This window comes from Microbacterium sp. CR_7 (assembly GCF_041954755.1).
Taxonomy (GTDB): Bacteria; Actinomycetota; Actinomycetes; order Actinomycetales; family Microbacteriaceae; genus Microbacterium.
Genome location: NZ_JAVAYF010000003.1, coordinates 63389 through 81241 on the forward strand (window position 1 = coordinate 63389; position 17853 = coordinate 81241).

The following is a 17853-nucleotide window of genomic DNA, read 5'->3' on the forward strand; positions in this document are numbered from 1 at the left end:
GGGTGGTTACTTCGCTCCGTCCGCGTAGGCGCCGACCAGGCGCACCGCTCCGCCGTCGACGCCCTTGGCGCCCTGTTCGAATTCGCCGCTCGGGCGCTGCCCGAAGCCGACCGTGCCGACCTGCCACGCGGGCATGCCCTCCGCGTCGAGGGCCGCGATCGCGGCATCCTTCTTGTCCGCCGCGACGACCGCGAGGAATCCGATCCCGAGGTTCCAGGTCCCCTCCGCGGACTCCAGAGTCGAACCGGCGATGTCGCTGAGCACCCGGAAGACCGGGCTGGGCGACCAGGTGCCACGGTCGACCTCCGCCCAGCTGCCCTGGGGCAGCACACGGGCGAGGTTCGCGGCGATGCCGCCGCCGGTGACGTGACTGAGGGAGTGCACTCCGCCGTCGAGCGCCGCGATGAGACGCAGGAGAGGGAGGGTGTACAGGCGGGTGGGCTCGAGCAGGGCCTCGCCCCACGTCGTGCCGAAGTCGGCGGCGTTGTCGCCGTAGCCGATGCCGGCGTTGGTGACGATGTGTCGCACGAGCGAGTAGCCGTTGGAGTGCAGTCCGCTGGAGGCGATCGCGAGCACGGCATCGCCGTCCTGCACGCGCTCGGCGCCGAGGATCTCATCCGCCTCGACGACACCGGTGGCCGCGCCCGCGACGTCGTAGTCGCGCGGGCCCAGGAGCCCGGGGTGCTCGGCGGTCTCGCCGCCGACCAGAGCGGTGCCGGTCGCGGAGCACGCCTCGGCGATGCCGCGGACGATGTCGGCGATGCGCTCGGGGAAGACCTTGCCGCAGGCGATGTAATCGGTCATGAAGAGCGGCTTCGCGCCCATCACCACGATGTCGTCGACGACCATGCCGACGAGGTCCTGACCGATCGTGTCGTGCTTGTCGATCGCCTGCGCGATCGCGACCTTCGTGCCGACGCCGTCGGTGCTGGTCGCCAGCAGCGGACGACGGAAGTCGCGCAGAGCGCTCGCGTCGAAGAGTCCGGCGAATCCGCCGACTCCGCCGAGCACTTCCGGTCCGTGCGTCGCACGAACCGATGACTTCATGAGTTCGACCGCGAGATCACCGGCAGCCGTATCGACGCCGGCTTCGGAATAGGGGTTGGTGGGGGAGGCAGCCACCCGTCCAGACTACCGCCCGCCGGGGCACCGGTTCGCCGGATCCGGCGCTCGACAGCGCGGCACGCGCGGGACCGACGGATCAGCCATGGACAGAAGGGGCGCTGCGGGCGAGACTGGCATCCGATGAGCCCGGAGGGAGCCCAGGTGGGAGCAGCGGAGGAGCAGGTCGACCCCGTGGAGATGGATGCCGTGATGTCGCCGACCCTGAGCGACGAGCAATGGGAGCGGCTGATAGCCGCCGGCACCGCCGAGGACGTCGCCGTCGGCGACTACGTGTTCCGCACCGGGGAGCCGGAGTACGACCTGATCGTGATCGAATCGGGAGAGGTCGAGGTCGTCCGCGACGCGCTCCGCTGGGTCGGAGAGGTCGTCATCACGACGATGGGTCCACGTACGTTCGCCGGGGAGCTCGGTCTGCTCAACGGTCAGGGCGCCTTCCTCTCCGCTCGGGTCACCGAAGCGGGCCGCGTCCACCGCGTGACACGAGCGCAGCTGCGCGCCCTCATGAACGAGGACGACGAGCTGTGCGATCTGATCCTGCACGCGCTCTGGGCGCGGCGCGAATCCCTGCGCACGGGACCCGCGGCCATGACACTGAAGTTCGTCGGCACGGGTTCCTCGAACGACTTCCTCGCCCTGCGCCGCTTCGCCGAGCGCCTCGACCTCGTGCACAAGGCCGTGGCCCTGCCACCGGGCGACCTCGGCACGCTCGACACGCACGAGATCACGGTCGACGACCTGCCCGTCGCGTACATCCAGGGTGAGCCGCTGCTGCGAGCGACCCCCGGTCTCGTGGCCGAGCACCTCGGACTGAGCTACCAGGCGCAGGCCGACGAGGTCGTCGACCTCGTGGTCGTCGGCGGGGGTCCCGCCGGTCTCGCCGCCGCCATCTACGGCGCCTCGGAGGGGTTGAGCACCGTGCTACTCGACGCCGTCGCGCCGGGTGGTCAAGCGGCGGCGACCTCCCGCATCGAGAACTTCCTCGGCTTCCCGTTCGGCGTGAGCGGCGGGGATCTCATCGGCCAGGCGATCCTGCAGGCGCTGAAGTTCGGCGTGCGGGTCTACGCTCCGTGCGAGGCGACCGGCCTGACGCGAGTCGCCCCCGGCCTGCTCGACGTCGCCCTGTCGGACGGCCGCCTCATCCGCGCGCGCAGCGTGATCGTCACGTCGGGTGCCGCGTACCGCCGCCTCGACCTCGACCGCTGGCAGGACTTCGAGCGCTCCGGCGTCTACTACGCCGCGACGCCGCTCGAGCTGCGTCAGGTGCAGGGCAAGCCCGTCGTGGTGGTCGGCGGCGCGAACTCCGCCGGCCAGGCGGCGCTGTACCTCTCCGCCCACGGCTCCCCCGTGCACCTCGTCGTCCGCGGGGAGCACCTGGGCACCCGGATGTCGAGCTATCTCGCCGATCGGCTCGCCGACGACCCGCGGGTGCGCGTGCACACCTCGTCGAACGTCGTCGGGCTCGACGGCGACGGCACACTCGAATCGGTGCGCATCGACACCGTGGGCGACGTCGACGCCCGCGGCCTGTTCTGCTTCATCGGCGCGACGCCGGCGACCTCGTGGCTGCCGACGCTCGATCGCGACCCCGAGGGATTCATCCGCACCGGCACCGACGTCGCCGTGCAGACCCTCGACCAGTGGCAGGGCCTGGGCCGCGAGCCGCTGCCGTTCGAGACGTCGGCGCCGCGCGTGTTCGCGGCGGGTGATGTGCGTCGTGGATCGATGAAGCGGGTCGCCGCCGCCGTCGGCGAGGGATCGAGTGCCGTGGCGTCCGTCCACCGCGCGCTGGCCTACTGAGACCGAGAGTTCGCAAGGGAGAGAGATGAGCACCGACATCGACCTGAACGTCGCGCCGTCCGGCACGGGATGCGTGGAGTGCGACGAGCAGCAGGGTTTCTGGGTTCACCTGCGGCGCTGCGCCGCCTGCGGGCACGTGGGATGCTGTGACACATCGCCCGGCCAGCACGCCACCGCCCATTTCCGCGACAGCGGGCACCGTCTCATCCAGAGCTTCGAACCGGGTGAGGAGTGGTTCTGGGACTACGTCGACGAGACGGTCCTCGACGGACCGGAGCTCGCGGCTCCGACCAGCAGGCCGCAGGATCAGCCATCCCCTGGCCCCGCCGGACGCGTGCCGGGCAACTGGCGAGAGCTCATCCATACCTGACACGAGGATGCGGTGCGGAGCCGTGACGGCATCCGCACCGCATCCGACCGCGTCAGCGCTGGTCCGCGACCGCGTCGCGCGCCTGCTCCGCCTCGTCCTTGACGGTGTCGGCCGCTGAGACGGCCTCGTCCTTCACGTGGGACGCGGCATCCGTCACCTCGTCCTTGACGGCGGCCGCCGCCTCCTGAGCCGGCTCCTTGAGGTGCTCCCCGACGGTCTTCGCGGCCGACGTCGCCTCGTCAACCAGCGGCTGCGCCTTCTCCTTGACCTCCTCGGCGAGTTCCTTCTCCTTCTGCGAGGCCGGAATCAGTGCCGCCGCGACGAGCCCGGCGGCGAACGCCATCAGCCCCACCGCGAGCGGATTGCCCTGCGCCTTGTGCACGGCGCTGTGGCCGACGCCTCCGACAGCGGAGGCCGCCGACGAGCCGGCATCCGACACGGCACTGCCCGCATCGTCGGCTGCGCCCATGACGCGGTCGACGACCGACCGCACGGCGCCCTTCATCTTCTGCGTCTGCCGGTGCACGACCTTCGACGGCGTGACCTTGTCAGCGAGAGCGTCGACGTCTCGTCCGAACTCCTGCCTGGTGCGCTCGATGTCGGCGCGGATGGCGTCTGGCGAATCACTCATCGGTTCTCCTCGTTTCTCTTCACTGCGTCCGGGATGCGCTTGACGGTCTCGACCGTGCGCGGCGCCCCCTCGACGCTCTTCAGCTGTGTGCGTCCCATCAGGAACAGGACGAGCGCGATCAGCGCCCAGATGACGGCGACGATCACCGCCGACCAGCCGAGGCCGGTCAGGTAGCCGAGCGCCCACCAGAGGGCGACCGACAGGAAGAAGACGGCCATGAGCGCCGCGTATCCGGCGCCGCCCAGCATTCCCGCGCCTCGACCCGCCCTCGCCGCCGACTGCTTGAGCTCGGCTTTGGCGAGTTCGAGCTCCTGCCGCATCAGCGTCGACAGGTCGGATGTGACCTCTCCCAGCAGGTCGCCGAGCGATGTCGTCTCGGCTTTGCGCTCGGAGGGCGTCGGGTCTGTCATGGTCGCTCCTCTCCGGGCGCATCGTGCGCGGCGCCCGCACGGTCGTAGAGCGGGGTGTCGCTGCCTTCGAGGGGCGGGGTCACGTCGGTGTCATACCGCGCGGCGCCCGGCGACCCCGGCAGCCCGGTCGGCTCGCCCACCGGCACCGGCGGCACCGGCGGCGGAACGGCACCGGTCGGGCCCGCACCCGCCGTCGAGGCGTAACCCGTCGCGCCCGTCGCCGCGGAACCGGTGGCACCGGCGTCGTTCGATCCGGAGGATGCGCCGTGCGAGCTGCTCTCGGCCGCGCTCTCGGAGAGGGCCCTCGTCAGCCGCCCGACCACCAGCCCCGCGGCCGCCGCGACGGCGATGAACGTGCCGGGCTTGCGGCGCGCGTAGGAGGTGACCTCCGACAGGAGCGACCCCGGATCGCGATCGCCGATCCAGCCCGCGACGCCCTGCACCCTCGTCGACACCTGTCGCACGAGGTCGGCTGCGACGCCGCCCTCTGCGCCGTCGGCCATGGTCTTCAGCTCGCCGCCCACCGACTGCAGCCCCTCGGCGACTCGGCGCTGCTGCACGGCCGCCTGGTCGCGCAGCTCGTCGCGGGTCTGTCGGTACAGGTCCTTCACCTGGTCCTTCGCCTCGTGTGCGACGGCACCGGCCTCGGCCTTCGCGGTCTCCACCACGCCTGCCGCCTGCTCAGACGCGGTTCCGGTCAGGCCGATCGCCTCGTCCTTCGCGGTCTGCACGACTCCGGAGGATTCCGAGGAGTCTGCGCCGGAGGCCGGGGCCCCTTCGCCATAACTCTGTGACATGTTGTTCCTCTCGCTGCGGCCGGTGATCACCGGCGTGGGTTACGGGTCTACGCTCGCGTTCGAGGCGGGTCGCGAGGGTTGACGTGCGCGCCCTGAGAGGGTTACTGTGCCGCGCGCGCGACGGCAACCGCATCCGCTCGGGATTCGACCGTCCGGATCCGCGCCGGGACTGCCGCACGGCGGCGAGCGACACATACGATGGGGCCATGGCCGACAAGCCGCAGTGGCTGATCCGCGAGGACGCGAGCGTCTCCGTGCTCGTCGCGCTGGCGCTGCGGCAGGCCATCGGCATCCGCGCTCCCGACGATCTGCCGAGTCTGCGTGATCTCCCGGTCAGAGCCCCGGATGCGACCGAGGTGAACCCCGCGCTCGAGAAGCAGTGGCGCGAGTACTGGGATATGACGGTCGAACCGCGCGCCCATCCGTCGGGCGTGCCGCTCGAGCTCGTCGACGGGTTCGACACCCTCGTCGCGTTGCCCGCCTCAGGAGCTGACGAGCTGCGCGAGGCCGTGGCACCCCACGCGGCATCCGTCCTGCACTTCGCGCGGGTCGCGCATGACCGCTATCTCACGTCGATCCGCAGCTCGATGGGCACCCGGTCGGGAGCCGGCACCACGAACGGTGAGTCCTACCGCGCGTACGCCAGCGCGATCGCGGAGTTCGAGCGCGACATCGGCCGCCGGGCGCACTCCTTCGAGCTGAACGTGCAGGTGCTGCCGTTCTCGCAGCGCGGCATCTGGTGGATCGGCACGCTGACCGTCGCGGTGACAGACGGGCTGCGGCGCGACGTCGTGTCGTTCGACTCGGCGATCCGTCCGATCATCGCCGAACTCGCCTGAGCGGGGGTCAGCCTCGCCTGAAGCGGGGCGTCAGTCGTTCGTGACGATCGTCTCGTGCTCGACGCGCACCGTGCGATCGTGGCGCCGAGAGACCCGCTCCAGGATCAGGCCGACGACACCGCCGAGCGCGAGGCCGATCGGAACCGTCCACAGCAGCAGGAAGCCGAAGACCTGGCCGGGCGGATAGACGACGTTCGCGGCGTCGGACGGCTCGTAGCTGCCGACCATGGTGAGGATGCCGGCCACGATGATGCCGACGACGACGCCGATCCCCATGAACACGCCGTAGCGCGGTACGCGACGGACAGTCGCCTCGACCGTCTCGGGGACTTCGTGGGAGGACATGACTCCATTGTCCCACCGTCTGCTGTGCAGCGGCACCGGATGCAGTGCACCGCCCTCCCCGCGTCCGCTGCGGGGAGGGCGGTGCGGTCTGCGTCTCAGGCTCCGGTCGTGACGTCGGCGCCCTCCGCGTTCGCCCGGTTGCGTCGGCCGATGAGCACGCCGGCGCCCGTGCCGACCGCGACGATCACGAGACCGCCCACGATCCACGGCCACACCGGTGCGCCCTCGACGTCGGCGACGGCGGTGACGGATGCCGCGGCTGCGGTGCCCTGCGACTCCTCCTCCGGCTCGCCTTGCGCCGCCACACCGCACTCGGTGGTGACGGGGATGGATGCCGTGACCGGGTCGAGCTCCTCGCCGGCGCCGTAGGTGCCGAACGCCGACGCCCCTGCCTCGGTGAGCGTCGCGGGCAGCGCGTCGAGCGACAGCATCCCGTCGACGACCGCGGAGTCGCCGAGCGCGAACTCGGCGAAGCGGACGCCCTGCTGATCGACCCCCTGCCCGTCCTGAGTGGTGCCGAGCACGTCGAACACCAGGTAGCCGGTGTCTCCGGCGAGCTCGAGGCGCGCGTTCGACAGCGTCGTGTCCAGGGCGCCGCCGTGCCCCGTGAACGCGATGCTGCCCCCGAACCCGACGAGTCCGGTGAGCGTCTGGTCGTCGAAGGAGCCGGTGCCGTTCTGCCACACGTACTCGGGGTAGCGGTACTCCACGTCGGTGAGGGTCCAGCCGCCGGCGGCGATGCCCTCGATGTACGTGCGGAACGACTCCTTGAAGCCCCACTGCAGCGTCGCACCCTCGACCGTGCACTGCCCGATCGCCGTGGTCGCACGGGCCAGCGTGAACTCGAGGCCGCGGGAGACCGACCCCTGCAGGGTCAGCGTGTGCGCGCCGTCCTCGAGGGTGGCGGGAAGCGCCCCCGACCAGGTCGCGACTCCCGTCGCATCGGCGTCGACGGTGCCCAGAAGGACGGGCGTCGAGTAGACCACGACCTGGATGCCGGTCTCGTTCGGACGGAATCCGGATGCCGAGATCGTGGCCGATCCGCCGGACTGCAGCGCCGCGAGATTCGTCTCATCGATCTGGATGCCGGTGGTTGCCGGAGGCGTCGCGGGAAGCGCGGTCTTGGCCTTCGCGACGGCCGCGGCGACCGTGCCGGTGGTGCCCGCCGGAGCAGCGGCGACCGAGCCGATCGTGAACGTCACCGGGTCGAGCGAGGTCGAGAAGCCCGCGAGCACGCGGTCACGCCCCTGCGCCGTGAGCGCCGCGGGAGCGCCCGAGTAGGTGACCGCGCCGTTAGCGGTCACGACCACGGCGCGCGACAGGTCGAGCGTCGCGAACGGCACCTGGGCGCCGGCGTGCGTCACCGACAGGGTCGCCGCGTTCGCCGATGTGACGGTGATCTGCGGGTTGGAGACCGTGACGTCGAGCACACCGCCGTGACCGGTGAAACGCACGGCGCCCTGGTAGACGACGCTGCCGAGCCCACTGGCCGCGCTGTAGTCGCCGCCGACCGTCTGCCCGAACTGGAACATGCCGTCGGAACGGGTCGCGCCGCCCGATACCTCGATCGCGCCCTTGGCGATCCCGCCCGTGACGTAGCTCGTGAACGACGACGAGATCGCCCACCGCAGCGACCCGCCGGGCACGGGAACGCCGGGCGCCGTGGGCTGCGTCGTGGGCGGAGTCGTCGGCGGGGTCGTGGGCGGCACCTCGACGACCGGGCCGAGCAGGGCCTCCCACTGCTGCGGCGTGATGGTCACCGCGCTGCGTCCGTAGATCGTCTGCGCGGTCGGCATGGTGTGCTGCTGCCACACGATGACCTCGTAGGTCTCGGCGCGGTCGAGCATCTTCGCGGCAGCCGTGAGGTCGACCGAGAACTGGCCGCCGGTGATCGGCCGCACGTACTGCATGGCCGTGAAGCCACCGCCGGCGGTGACGTCGGCCTCGGTGCCGGTCTCGATGAGCGCGACGTACGCACCGGCGATGTCGCCGAGCTTCGAAGCGGATGCCGTGACAGTGAGACCGTCGGCAGCGGTCGCCGCCGTGACGGTCGTGGAGACGACCGGGACGTTTCCGTAATTCAGCGGCACGCTGCGCTCCTGCGCCGCGTTCGTGACACCGCCGGCACCGTAGGTGTACACGCCGTATGCGCCGGGAGTGGCCGCGGCATCCTTCAGCGTCAGCGAGGCCTGGAAGGTGCCGTCGGCCGCGATGTCGACCCACTGCCCGCGGATCGCGGCCTGGTACTGCGCAGGCACCTGATTCAACACGGACTCGGCCAGAGCCCACTTCTGCGCGCCGACGGAACGCGTCGAGGAGGCGGCGCCGGTGGAGGGCTGCCACTGCGCGGCGAAGTTGCCGAACACGACGTACGTGCCCTGCGGGAGCGTGCTCGGGATGGGCACACCGCGACCGCCGACGTTCGCGGTCGGGTCGTATCCGGCGCCCTTCACGACCACGGTGTCGCCGGCCTTCAGCGCCGTCGATCCGGCGGGCGTCGTGCCGTCGGCGAGGAACACCTCGAGGGAAGGCTCCGGGGGTGCGACCGAGTAGTTCAGGGCGACGCTGCGTTCCTGCGAGGCGTTGACCACACCGCCTGCACCGTAGGTGTACACGCCGTACGAGCCGGGGGTGGCCTTCGCGTCCTGGAGCGTCAGAGTGGCGTGGAAGGTGCCGTCCGCGGCGATGTCGACCCACTGCCCGCGGATCGCGGCCTGATACTGCGCGGGAACCTCGTCGAGCACCGACTCGGCGAGCGCCCACACCTGCGAACCCACCGAACGGGTCGACGACGCCGCGCCCGTCGAGGGCTGCCACTGCGAGGCGAAGTTGCCGAACACGACGTACGTGCCCTGCGGAAGCGTCGCGGGGATCGGGACGCCACGGCCGCCGACGTTCGCCGTCGGGTCGTAACCCGACCCCTTCACGACCACGGTGTCACCCGTCTTCAGCGGCGTCGTTCCCGCCGGCGTCGTGCCGTCGGCGAGGAACACCTCGATCGAGGGAGCGGCCGGCTCGGGCGTCGTGCCGGGGTCAGTGCCCGGGTCGGTGCCGGGATCGGTGCCCGGGTCGGTGCCGGGGCCGGTGCCCGGGTCCGTTCCGGGGTCAGTGCCGGGGTCAGTGCCCGGGTCCGTTCCGGGGTCGGGCGTCTCGGGCGGGAACACGGCATCCCACTGCGCGACCGAGATCGCGACGTCTCCCCGGGCGTAGATGGTGTCGGCGTTCGGCACGGAGTGCTGCTGCCAGATGAGGACCTCGTAGACCTGCGTGCGGTCGAGCTTGTCGGCCGGAGCAGTCAGCGAGAAGGAGCTCGCACCGCCGCTCACGGCGGGGAACGGAATCGCGAAGGCGGCGTAGCCGCCACCAGGGCCGGAGAGTCCGCTCTCCGTGCCCTTGACGATGAGGGCGGCGTAGACGCTCGCGACATCGGGGAGTCCGCTCGCGTCGACCTGCACGGTCACGCCGCTCGTGCCGGCCGATGCGACCGCTGCGTTGACAGACCCGCTCGCGGCGTGCGCCGGGGGCACGATCACCGCGCCGGCGGCTATCAGGAGGAAGGAGACGAGGGCGGCGAGAAGCACGCGGATGCGGCTGCTCCCCGGGGATGCGATGGCTGTGTCGTTCACGGTTCTCCAGGCGCCGGGCGCGCGAAAGGGGGTACGCGCCAGCGGTGCCGCTGTGCAGTCGGGCGAAGGGTGATTGTTGGTTAGGCTTAGCTAAGTAAGCGCTGGTCCCGAGACTAGAGGCGGCGACGAGATCGCGTCAAGTTTTAGGATAGCCTTGCCTAATGCGCCGCGTCCTTGCCGTCCTCCTCGCTGCCGCGCTCGCCCTCGGTCTCGCCTCGTGCGCGACCCCCGGACCTGCGACTCCGCAAGACGCCACGGCGGTCGATACCTGCCCTCAGGCATCCGAGCCGCTCGCATCGCTCGACCTCGTCGACGACGTGCGCTCCGCGACCGGCGTCTCGACCGCCTGCCTCTCCAGCCACGCGATCGAGCCGGTCGCCGACGACACCGCGCCCGCCCTGCCGGTCACGGTCACGGACGCCGAGGGACGCGAGGTCGAGATCAGCGAGGTCGACCGCATCCTGCCGATCGACATCTCGGGCACGATCGCGTCGACCGTGTTCGCCCTCGGACTCGGCGACCTGGTCGTCGGACGCGACTCGTCGACGCAGTTCACCGGAACAGAGAACCTTCCGGTCGTGACCAAGACCGGTCACACCCTCAACGCCGAGGCGATCCTCGAGCTCGCCCCCACCGTCATCCTCACCGACACCACGATCGGCCCCAAAGAGGTTCGCCAGCAGCTGCGCGACGCGGGCATCGCGGTCGTCGTCGTCTCCAGCGATCGACGCCTCGACACCACCGACGAGCTCGTCACCGAGATCGCCGCAGCCCTCGGAGTGCCCTCGCGCGGCACGGCGCTCATCGAACGGCTGGATGCCGATCTCGAGGCGTCCCTCGCCGAGATCGCCGAGGTGGTCCCCGCATCGATCGACGACCGCGCACGGATGCTGTTCCTCTACGTGCGCGGGAGCGCGAATGTCTACTACATCTTCGGCGAGGACTCGGGCGCCGACTCCCTGATCGACGCGGTCGGCGGGGTCGACGTGGCCGGCGAGATCGGCTGGCAGGGCATGAAGCCCATGACCGCCGAGGCGCTCGTCGCCGCCCAGCCCGACGTGCTCGTCATGATGACCGACGGGCTGGAATCCGTCGGCGGCGTCGACGGGCTCGTGGAGCGCATCCCCGCGATCGCGCAGACTCCCGCCGGCGCGAACCGTCGCGTGATCGACATGGCCGACAGCGAGATCCTCAGCTTCGGGCCTCGCTCGGCCGAGGTGATCGGCGCGATCGCCCGCGCGCTCTACGCGCCCGATGCCGCTGCCGAGTCCGCCCAGTGACGGGGGAGGTCGTCACCCGCACCCCGACCACCCACCGGGGCCTGCGCTTCACCGTCGTCGTCATCGGACTCGTCGTGGCCCTCGTCGTGACCTGCATCGCCTCGATCACGAGCGGCCAGTACGCCCTGTCCCCCACCGACCTCATCGGCGTGTTCCTCAAGGGAGTGGGCATCGACACCGTGTGGGCTCCGACCTCGGCCGCCGACTACGGAGTGATCTACAACCTCCGACTGCCGCGGCTCTCACTCGGCATCCTCGTCGGGGCCGCCCTCGCGGTCTCGGGCGTGCTCATGCAGGCGATCTTCGGCAACCCGCTGGCGGACGCCGGAGTGGTCGGAGTCTCCTCCGGCGCGGCACTGGGAGCGGCGGCGAGCATCACCCTCGGACTCGCGTCGTTCGGTATGTGGACGACGCCCGTGTTCGCCTTCCTCGGCGGCCTCGCGGCTGTGCTCGCCGTCTACTTCATCAGCCGATCCGGTGGACGGACCGAAGTCGTCACGCTGCTGCTCACCGGCATCGCCATCAATGCGATCGCCGGAGCCGGCATGGCCTTCCTCACATTCCTCGGCACCACGTCGACGCGCGAGCAGATCGTGTTCTGGCAGCTCGGGTCGCTCAACGGCGCGCTCTGGTCGCACGCCGCGCTCGTCGCGCCTCTGGTCGCGGTCGGGGTGATCGTGGCGCTGCTCGTCGCCGGGCGCCTCGACCTCTTCGCCCTCGGCGAGCGCACCGCCCGGCACCTCGGGGTGAACGTCGAGGCTCTGCGGATGGTGGTCATCGTGACGGTGGCGGTGCTCGTGTGCGCAGCGGTCGCCTTCGCGGGCATCATCGGGTTCGCGGGGCTCGTCGTCCCCCATCTCATGCGCATGCTGATCGGCCCTGCCCACCTGCCGCTCGTGATCTCGTCGGCGCTCGGCGGGGCGCTGCTGATCGCGCTCGCCGACCTCGTCGCCCGCACCACGGTGCCGCTGGCCGACCTGCCGATCGGCATGATCACCTCGCTCGTCGGCGGGCCGTTCTTCCTCTGGCTGCTCGTACGAACGCGCCGTCGCTCGGGAGGCTGGGCATGAACGCGACGGAGGGCGCCGTGCGGCTGCAGGCCCGCGACGTGACGGTGCGCATCGGTGGCGGCCGCGCGATCCTCGACGACGCGTCGATCGACGTCAGGGCGGGCGAGATCCATGCCCTCGTCGGACCCAACGGAGCCGGCAAGTCGACGCTGTTCGGCGTGCTCGCCGGCGACCTCGTCCCGCTCGCGGGGGAGGTACTGCTCGACGGGACGCCGCTCTCCGGCATCCGCCCGCCCGACCTCGCCCGCACCCGCGCGGTGCTGCTGCAGGAGAACGCGGTGTCGTTCCCGTTCACCGTGGGGCAGGTCGTGCGCATGGGACGGGCGCCGTGGGCGCGTACCGACGCCGCGGAGGACGACGACCAGCGCGTTGCCGCCGCGATGGCGGCGACCGAGGTCACGGCGCTCGCGACGCGCCCCGTGACCTCGCTGTCGGGCGGAGAGCGCGCCCGCGTGGCGCTCGCCCGCGTGATCGCGCAGAGCACCGGCATCCTGCTGCTCGACGAACCCACCGCCGCGCTCGACCTCAAGCATCACGAAGACGTGATGCGACTCGTGCGCCGGCAGGCGGATGCCGGCGACGCGGTCGCCCTCGTGCTGCACGACCTCAACGCGGCGCTCGCGCACGCCGACCGGGTGACGCTGCTCGCCGACGGACGCGTCGCCGCCACGGGCACCCCGGCCGAAGTGCTGACCGCCGCTCGGATCGAGGCCGTCTACGGTCAGCCGGTCGACGTCTTCCCGCACCCCGTCACGGGCGTTCCTCTCGTCGTCGCCCGGAGGTGACCCTCCGGGCGGTTTCGAATCGCTTGATGTGCAACTCCGACGCCGCCACAACGGTAAATCAAGCGATCTGAAACCCCGGGGGGGGGGAGGTCAGGGACGCAGCGGCAGCACGTCGAGCAGGTCGGCCCGCGTGCCGGAGGCGTGGATGCGGCCGGCGGTCTCGGCATCCGTCCAGTGCTCGACGCCCGTGGCGACGGCGATCCAGGTCGCGGCATCCATCTCGACGACGTTCGGAGGAGTGCCGCGGGTATGGCGCGGACCCTGGATGACCTGCACGGCCCCGAACGGCGGGACGCGCACCTCGACGCTGTTGCCCGGCGCCTTCTCGTCGAGCAGCTGCAGCAGGTAGCGCACGGCGGTGGCGAGGTCGTTCCTGGCCGGCTTCTCCCCCGCCGACGCCGCAGTCCGCACGGCGTCGAGCGCGGTGCGTCCGTCGATGATGTCGATCTTGCGAGGGGGCATGGGATCCAGGGTACGCCGCGCCTCGGCATCCCTCTCCCGTCGCAGATTCGCGCCCCCGTCGCATGAATCCGGGGTCTTCCTGCGACGCTGGCGCGTTTCTGCGACCGCAGCGCCCGCCGCCGGGGGTCCCGACAGGCATAGGCTCGAGGCGATGACCGAGAATGCCGAGACCCTGCACGGCGCGCGGGCCGAGCTGATCGCCGCGGCGCAGCGTGCAGACGGGTGGGCGAAGCCGTTCCCGCCCCTCGTGGGCGACGCGCATCCGGCATCCGTGCTCGTGCTTTTCGGACGCCTCGACAGCACCCCCGCGCAGGCCGACGAGGCCACGGTCGCCGCCGACCTCGACGTGCTGCTGCAGAGACGCGCCGCGACGCTGTCGTCGCACCCGGGACAGGTGTCGTTCCCGGGCGGACGCCGCGAGGAGCAGGATGCCGACGCCGTCGCCACCGCGCTGCGCGAGGCGCAGGAGGAGACCGGCCTCGACCCCGCGGGCGTCGAGGTGCTCGCCACGCTCGGCGAGCTGCCCCTCGCCGCGAGCAACCACGTCGTCACGCCCGTGCTGGCCTGGTGGCGGTCGCCGTCGCGCGTCGCGGCGGTCGACCACGCCGAGACGGTCGAGGTGTTCCGGGTTCCCGTCGCGCAGCTGCTCGACCCGGCGACCCGCTTCACGTCCCGCCTGCACCGGTTCGGCCGCACCTGGCGCGGACCCGCGTTCGACGTCGACGGCACGATCGTGTGGGGGTTCACGGCCATGGTGCTCGACGCGCTCTTCGACGCCACGGGGTGGACGCAGGACTGGGACCGCTCCGCCGAGCGCCCGATCGACCTCTGACCCCGTCCGCGGTTCTCGCGAACCCACCGTTCCCGTCGCAGTCCGTGCCGTCCGCGGGCTGGACCCGTCCGTTGCCGTCGCAGTTCGTGCCGTCCGATCGATCCTGCGGCGGCACGAAGTGCGACCCGAGCCTCCACGATCGCCGCCGAGGCGTCGCACGCGGCCGCCGTCGGTACCGAGAACCATCGTCGGTATCGGCACCACGCCGCAGTCGGAAACCCCGCCGTGCGCGTCGGTAGGCTGGTCGGGTGAAGATCCTCGTCCTCGGTTCCGGTGCCCGTGAGCACGCGATCATCCTCGGCCTGCGAGCGGAGCAGAAGGAGCACGAGATCTTCGTCGCCCCCGGCAACGCGGGCATCGCACAGGATGCCATCCCGGTGAGCCTCGACCCGCTCGATGGCGCGGCGATCACCGAGTTCGCCAACGAGAACGCCGTCGACCTCGTGGTCGTCGGCCCCGAGGCGCCGCTCGTCGCGGGTGTCGCCGATGTGCTGCGCGAGCGCGGCATCCCGGTGTTCGGTCCGGGCAGGGCGGCGGCACAGCTCGAAGGGTCGAAGTCGTTCGCGAAGCGGATCATGGATGCCGCGGGCGTGCCCACCGGCCGCGCCGTGCGCGCCGCGACGACCGCCGAGGTCGAGGCGGCGTTCGACGACCTCGGCGCCCCGCACGTGGTGAAGGCCGACGGCCTCGCGGCAGGAAAGGGCGTCATCGTGACCTCCGATCGCGCCGAGGCCCTCGCCCACGCCGAGCAGTATCTGCCGTCGGGTCCGGTGCTCGTCGAGGAGTTCCTGTCGGGCCCCGAGGTCTCGCTCTTCTTCCTCAGCGACGGCGACACGGTGCGCGCGCTCAGCCCCGCGCAGGATTTCAAGCGGGCACTCGACGGCGACGAAGGCCCCAACACCGGCGGCATGGGCGCGTACTCGCCGCTCCCCTGGCTCGCCGAGCAGTTCGGCAGCGAGAAGGCGTTCGTCGACGAGGTCACACGCGACGTGGCGCTCCCCGTCATCCGTCAGCTCGACGGCGAGGGCACCCCGTTCATCGGCCTGCTCTACGCGGGGCTCATCCTCACGCCGGCCGGTGTGCGCGTGATCGAGTTCAACGCCCGCTTCGGCGACCCCGAGACGCAGGTCGTGCTGCCGCGCCTCGTGACGCCGCTTTCGGAGCTGCTGCTCGCCGCGGCATCCGGCACCCTCGAGGACCAGCCCGACCCGGAGTTCCGCGACGACGTCGCGATCACGGTCGTCGTGGCGAGCGAGGGGTACCCCGAAGCTCCTCAGACCGGCCGCCCGATCGAGGGCCTGTCCGAGGCGGCGTCGGTCGAGGGCGTCCGCCTGGTGCACGCCGCGACCGCGAGCCCCGACGCCCCTGGTGGATCGCTCGTCGCGACCGGCGGACGCGTACTGAACGTCGTGGCGACGGCAGCCGACTTCCGCACCGCGCGCGACCGCGCGTACGAGGCCATCGGACGCATCCGCCTCGAGGGCTCGCACCACCGCACCGACATCGCCGCGCGCGTCGCGGAGTAACGCCCGCCTCTCCGCCCGAACCACCCCGCTGCGTTCGAGCCACCCCTCTGCGACCCGTTCGCACGGGGTGGCTCGCGCAGAAAGGGGTGGTTCGGCGGAGTGGTGGGGTCGCCCACTTGACAGCATCCACTTTCTTCAAGAAAGTAAGAAGATGCCGCTCCGCTCCGACTGGTCGACCGCCACGTGTCCGATCGCACGCTCCGCCGATGTGCTCGCCGACCCCTGGGTCCTGCTGATCCTGCGCGAGCTCTTCTCCGGGCGTTCCCGCTTCGACGAGCTGCGCGACGCGACCGGGGCCGCCGACTCCGTGCTCTCCCGCCGCCTCAGCGCGATGACCGGCGCCGGACTCGTCGCCCGCGACGCCGATCGCGGCTACGCACTGACGGATGCCGGACGCGAGACGCTTCCGATCCTCCACGCGTTCGCGCGCTTCTCCCGCGTGACCGACCCCGATGGCCCCTGGGGTCTGCAGACCTCGTGCGCCCGGTGCGGCCGCGCCGCGGCATCCGTCGACTGGTGCACGCACTGCGAGGCCCCGCTCGACGCGGACTCGACCCGGTGGGCGCGGCGCAGCATGGGCGGGGAGCCGTTCGCGCTGGTCACGGGAGTCCCCGCGTGACGGCCGAATCGGTCGAGGAGCCCACCGGCACCTCGGCATCCCGCCCGCGTCGTGTGCATCCGGCGTGGATCGTCGCGCTCGTCGCGCTCATCGCACTGATCGGCGCCGCCGGGTTCCGGGCCGCGCCGGGCGTGCTCATGCTGCCGCTGCAGGACGAGTTCGGCTGGACCACCGCCGAGCTGTCGCTCGCCGTGACCGTCAACCTGCTGCTGTTCGGGCTCACCGCTCCGTTCGCGGCAGCGCTCATGCAGCGCTTCGGCATCAGGGCCGTCACCGTGACGGCGCTGTTCGTGATCGGCGCGGGCGCCGCGCTGAGCGTGTTCGTCGCGACTCCAGCGCAGCTGATCCTCACCTGGGGCGTGCTGATCGGACTCGGCACCGGGTCGATGGCCCTCGTGTTCGCCGCGACCATCACCGACACGTGGTTCGCGACCCGCCGCGGACTCGTGTCGGGCGTGCTCACCGCGGGCAGCGCGACCGGTCAGCTCATCTTCCTGCCCGTGATCGCGACCTCGGCCGAGCAGATCGGATGGCGCGGTGCATCCCTCGTCATCGCCGGCGGCGCGCTCGCGGTCGTGCCGCTCGTCTGGATCTTCCTGCGCAACCGCCCGAGCGACCTCGGCGTCGGACGCTACGGCGAGACCGCTCCGACGACTCCGGTCGCACCGAGACCGCGCGGCAATGCCTGGGGCGCGGCCCGCCTCGCCGTGACGACGCTGCGCGACGCCGCACGCACGAAGACGTTCTGGGCCCTCGCGATCGGCTTCGCGATCTGCGGTGCCTCGACCAACGGACTCATCGGCACGCACTTCATCCCCAGCGCCCACGACCACGGGATGCCGACGACCACCGCCGCCGGGCTGCTCGCCGTGGTCGGGATCTTCGACATCGTCGGAACCGTGTTCTCGGGCTGGCTCACCGACCGGGTGAACCCCCGCATCCTGCTCGCGGCGTACTACGCGCTGCGCGGCGTGAGCCTGCTGTTCCTGCCGAACCTGCTGTCGGCCGAGGTGCAGCCGAGCATCGTCGTGTTCATCGTGATCTACGGCCTCGACTGGGTCGCGACCGTGCCGCCGACGATCGCCCTGTGCCGCGAGGTGTTCGGAGACCGCGGACCGCTCGTCTTCGGATGGGTGTTCGCCGCGCACCAGATCGGCGCGGGCATCGCCTCGGTGCTCGCGGGCATCGTGCGCGACCACACCGGCCAGTACACGATCGCCTGGTTCGCCGCCGCCGGGCTCTGCGCGGTCGCCGCGCTGGTCAGCGCGACGATCCGCCGGCATCCCACCCCGCTCTCCTGACGCGCCCCCTCGCTCTCTCACGCCCTCTGACGCCCGCC

General features: G+C 71.5%; 17 protein-coding genes. 10 read left to right on the top strand and 7 right to left on the bottom strand.

Annotation, left to right across the window (positions count from 1 at the left end; translation table 11 throughout):
• Positions 1 to 6: 6 nt before the first annotated feature.
• On the bottom strand, positions 7 to 1122 hold the full coding sequence (purM, locus tag RAC81_RS06390; RefSeq protein ID WP_375081570.1) for a phosphoribosylformylglycinamidine cyclo-ligase: 1116 nt from the start codon (positions 1120 to 1122) through the stop codon (positions 7 to 9).
• Between the two features lie 123 nt (positions 1123 to 1245).
• Between purM and RAC81_RS06395 the strand changes: the two genes are divergently transcribed.
• Complete coding sequence (locus RAC81_RS06395; RefSeq protein WP_375081571.1) at positions 1246 to 2922, top strand: FAD-dependent oxidoreductase; 1677 nt, start codon at positions 1246 to 1248, stop codon at positions 2920 to 2922.
• A gap of 25 nt (positions 2923 to 2947) precedes the next feature.
• Positions 2948 to 3292 carry a UBP-type zinc finger domain-containing protein gene (locus tag RAC81_RS06400; RefSeq protein ID WP_375081572.1) on the top strand — a complete coding sequence of 115 codons (345 nt, stop codon included), beginning with the start codon at positions 2948 to 2950 and terminating at the stop codon, positions 3290 to 3292.
• Between the two features lie 52 nt (positions 3293 to 3344).
• Here the strand turns inward: RAC81_RS06400 and RAC81_RS06405 are convergent, their stop codons facing one another.
• The 3 genes from RAC81_RS06405 to RAC81_RS06415 are packed head-to-tail and all read right to left on the bottom strand — an operon-like array spanning position 3345 to position 5130.
• Entirely contained in the window at positions 3345 to 3923 is a 579-nt protein-coding gene (locus RAC81_RS06405; RefSeq protein ID WP_375081573.1) for a DUF3618 domain-containing protein, read from the bottom strand.
• Positions 3920 to 4333: a phage holin family protein gene (locus RAC81_RS06410; RefSeq protein ID WP_096716209.1), complete on the bottom strand. Its 414-nt coding sequence runs from the start codon at positions 4331 to 4333 to the stop codon at positions 3920 to 3922. Before RAC81_RS06410 ends, RAC81_RS06405 begins: the two co-directional genes overlap by 4 nt.
• The gene (locus RAC81_RS06415; RefSeq protein WP_375081574.1) at positions 4330 to 5130 is read right to left on the bottom strand and encodes a hypothetical protein; all 801 of its coding nucleotides are present in this window, start codon (positions 5128 to 5130) and stop codon (positions 4330 to 4332) included. The genes RAC81_RS06410 and RAC81_RS06415 overlap by 4 nt, the downstream gene beginning before the upstream one ends.
• A 206-nt stretch (positions 5131 to 5336) precedes the next feature.
• Here RAC81_RS06415 and RAC81_RS06420 point away from each other — a divergent pair, with 206 nt between their 5' ends.
• Positions 5337 to 5969, top strand: a complete 633-nt coding sequence (locus RAC81_RS06420) for a zinc-binding alcohol dehydrogenase (RefSeq protein WP_375081575.1) — start codon at positions 5337 to 5339, stop codon at positions 5967 to 5969.
• A gap of 30 nt (positions 5970 to 5999) precedes the next feature.
• Here the strand turns inward: RAC81_RS06420 and RAC81_RS06425 are convergent, their stop codons facing one another.
• Together RAC81_RS06425 and RAC81_RS06430 are read right to left on the bottom strand one after the other, a co-directional pair.
• Entirely contained in the window at positions 6000 to 6314 is a 315-nt protein-coding gene (locus tag RAC81_RS06425) for a potassium transporter Trk (protein WP_375081576.1), read from the bottom strand.
• A gap of 95 nt (positions 6315 to 6409) precedes the next feature.
• Positions 6410 to 9940 carry an HtaA domain-containing protein gene (locus RAC81_RS06430; RefSeq protein WP_375081577.1) on the bottom strand — a complete coding sequence of 1177 codons (3531 nt, stop codon included), beginning with the start codon at positions 9938 to 9940 and terminating at the stop codon, positions 6410 to 6412.
• A 161-nt stretch (positions 9941 to 10101) separates the two neighbouring features.
• Here RAC81_RS06430 and RAC81_RS06435 point away from each other — a divergent pair, with 161 nt between their 5' ends.
• Genes RAC81_RS06435 through RAC81_RS06445 form a run of 3 tightly spaced genes read left to right on the top strand, consistent with a single transcriptional unit; the run spans position 10102 to position 13075 of the window.
• Complete coding sequence (locus tag RAC81_RS06435; RefSeq protein WP_375081578.1) at positions 10102 to 11220, top strand: hemin ABC transporter substrate-binding protein; 1119 nt, start codon at positions 10102 to 10104, stop codon at positions 11218 to 11220.
• Positions 11217 to 12290 (top strand): FecCD family ABC transporter permease, encoded by a 1074-nt coding sequence (locus RAC81_RS06440; protein ID WP_375081579.1) that lies wholly within the window; start codon positions 11217 to 11219, stop codon positions 12288 to 12290. Before RAC81_RS06435 ends, RAC81_RS06440 begins: the two co-directional genes overlap by 4 nt.
• Positions 12287 to 13075, top strand: a complete 789-nt coding sequence (locus RAC81_RS06445) for a heme ABC transporter ATP-binding protein (RefSeq protein ID WP_375081580.1) — start codon at positions 12287 to 12289, stop codon at positions 13073 to 13075. Before RAC81_RS06440 ends, RAC81_RS06445 begins: the two co-directional genes overlap by 4 nt.
• 90 nt (positions 13076 to 13165) lie before the next feature.
• Here the strand turns inward: RAC81_RS06445 and RAC81_RS06450 are convergent, their stop codons facing one another.
• Entirely contained in the window at positions 13166 to 13537 is a 372-nt protein-coding gene (locus tag RAC81_RS06450; RefSeq protein WP_375081581.1) for a sterol carrier family protein, read from the bottom strand.
• Positions 13538 to 13688: 151 nt separating this feature from the next.
• Here RAC81_RS06450 and RAC81_RS06455 point away from each other — a divergent pair, with 151 nt between their 5' ends.
• From RAC81_RS06455 to RAC81_RS06470, 4 genes are all read left to right on the top strand, one after another.
• Positions 13689 to 14369, top strand: a complete 681-nt coding sequence (locus RAC81_RS06455; protein ID WP_375081582.1) for an NUDIX hydrolase — start codon at positions 13689 to 13691, stop codon at positions 14367 to 14369.
• Between the two features lie 248 nt (positions 14370 to 14617).
• Positions 14618 to 15895: a phosphoribosylamine--glycine ligase gene (purD, locus tag RAC81_RS06460; RefSeq protein ID WP_375081583.1), complete on the top strand. Its 1278-nt coding sequence runs from the start codon at positions 14618 to 14620 to the stop codon at positions 15893 to 15895.
• A 151-nt stretch (positions 15896 to 16046) separates the two neighbouring features.
• Positions 16047 to 16514 (top strand): winged helix-turn-helix transcriptional regulator, encoded by a 468-nt coding sequence (locus RAC81_RS06465; RefSeq protein ID WP_375081584.1) that lies wholly within the window; start codon positions 16047 to 16049, stop codon positions 16512 to 16514.
• Positions 16511 to 17815 carry an MFS transporter gene (locus RAC81_RS06470; protein WP_375081585.1) on the top strand — a complete coding sequence of 435 codons (1305 nt, stop codon included), beginning with the start codon at positions 16511 to 16513 and terminating at the stop codon, positions 17813 to 17815. The genes RAC81_RS06465 and RAC81_RS06470 overlap by 4 nt, the downstream gene beginning before the upstream one ends.
• Positions 17816 to 17853: the final 38 nt, after the last annotated feature.

Bases quoted from the DNA above. Each gene is read 5' to 3' on its own strand.
- RAC81_RS06425 (WP_375081576.1), bottom strand. From the start codon at position 6,314: ATGTCCTCCCACGAAGTCCCCGAGACGGTCGAGGCGACTGTCCGTCGC.
- RAC81_RS06450 (WP_375081581.1), bottom strand. From the start codon at position 13,537: ATGCCCCCTCGCAAGATCGACATCATCGACGGACGCACCGCGCTCGAC.
- RAC81_RS06435 (WP_375081578.1), top strand. From the start codon at position 10,102: ATGCGCCGCGTCCTTGCCGTCCTCCTCGCTGCCGCGCTCGCCCTCGGT.
- RAC81_RS06400 (WP_375081572.1), top strand. From the start codon at position 2,948: ATGAGCACCGACATCGACCTGAACGTCGCGCCGTCCGGCACGGGATGC.
- RAC81_RS06395 (WP_375081571.1), top strand. From the start codon at position 1,246: ATGAGCCCGGAGGGAGCCCAGGTGGGAGCAGCGGAGGAGCAGGTCGAC.
- RAC81_RS06420 (WP_375081575.1), top strand. From the start codon at position 5,337: ATGGCCGACAAGCCGCAGTGGCTGATCCGCGAGGACGCGAGCGTCTCC.
- RAC81_RS06455 (WP_375081582.1), top strand. From the start codon at position 13,689: ATGACCGAGAATGCCGAGACCCTGCACGGCGCGCGGGCCGAGCTGATC.
- RAC81_RS06465 (WP_375081584.1), top strand. From the start codon at position 16,047: ATGCCGCTCCGCTCCGACTGGTCGACCGCCACGTGTCCGATCGCACGC.
- RAC81_RS06415 (WP_375081574.1), bottom strand. From the start codon at position 5,130: ATGTCACAGAGTTATGGCGAAGGGGCCCCGGCCTCCGGCGCAGACTCC.
- RAC81_RS06405 (WP_375081573.1), bottom strand. From the start codon at position 3,923: ATGAGTGATTCGCCAGACGCCATCCGCGCCGACATCGAGCGCACCAGG.
- RAC81_RS06445 (WP_375081580.1), top strand. From the start codon at position 12,287: ATGAACGCGACGGAGGGCGCCGTGCGGCTGCAGGCCCGCGACGTGACG.
- RAC81_RS06410 (WP_096716209.1), bottom strand. From the start codon at position 4,333: ATGACAGACCCGACGCCCTCCGAGCGCAAAGCCGAGACGACATCGCTC.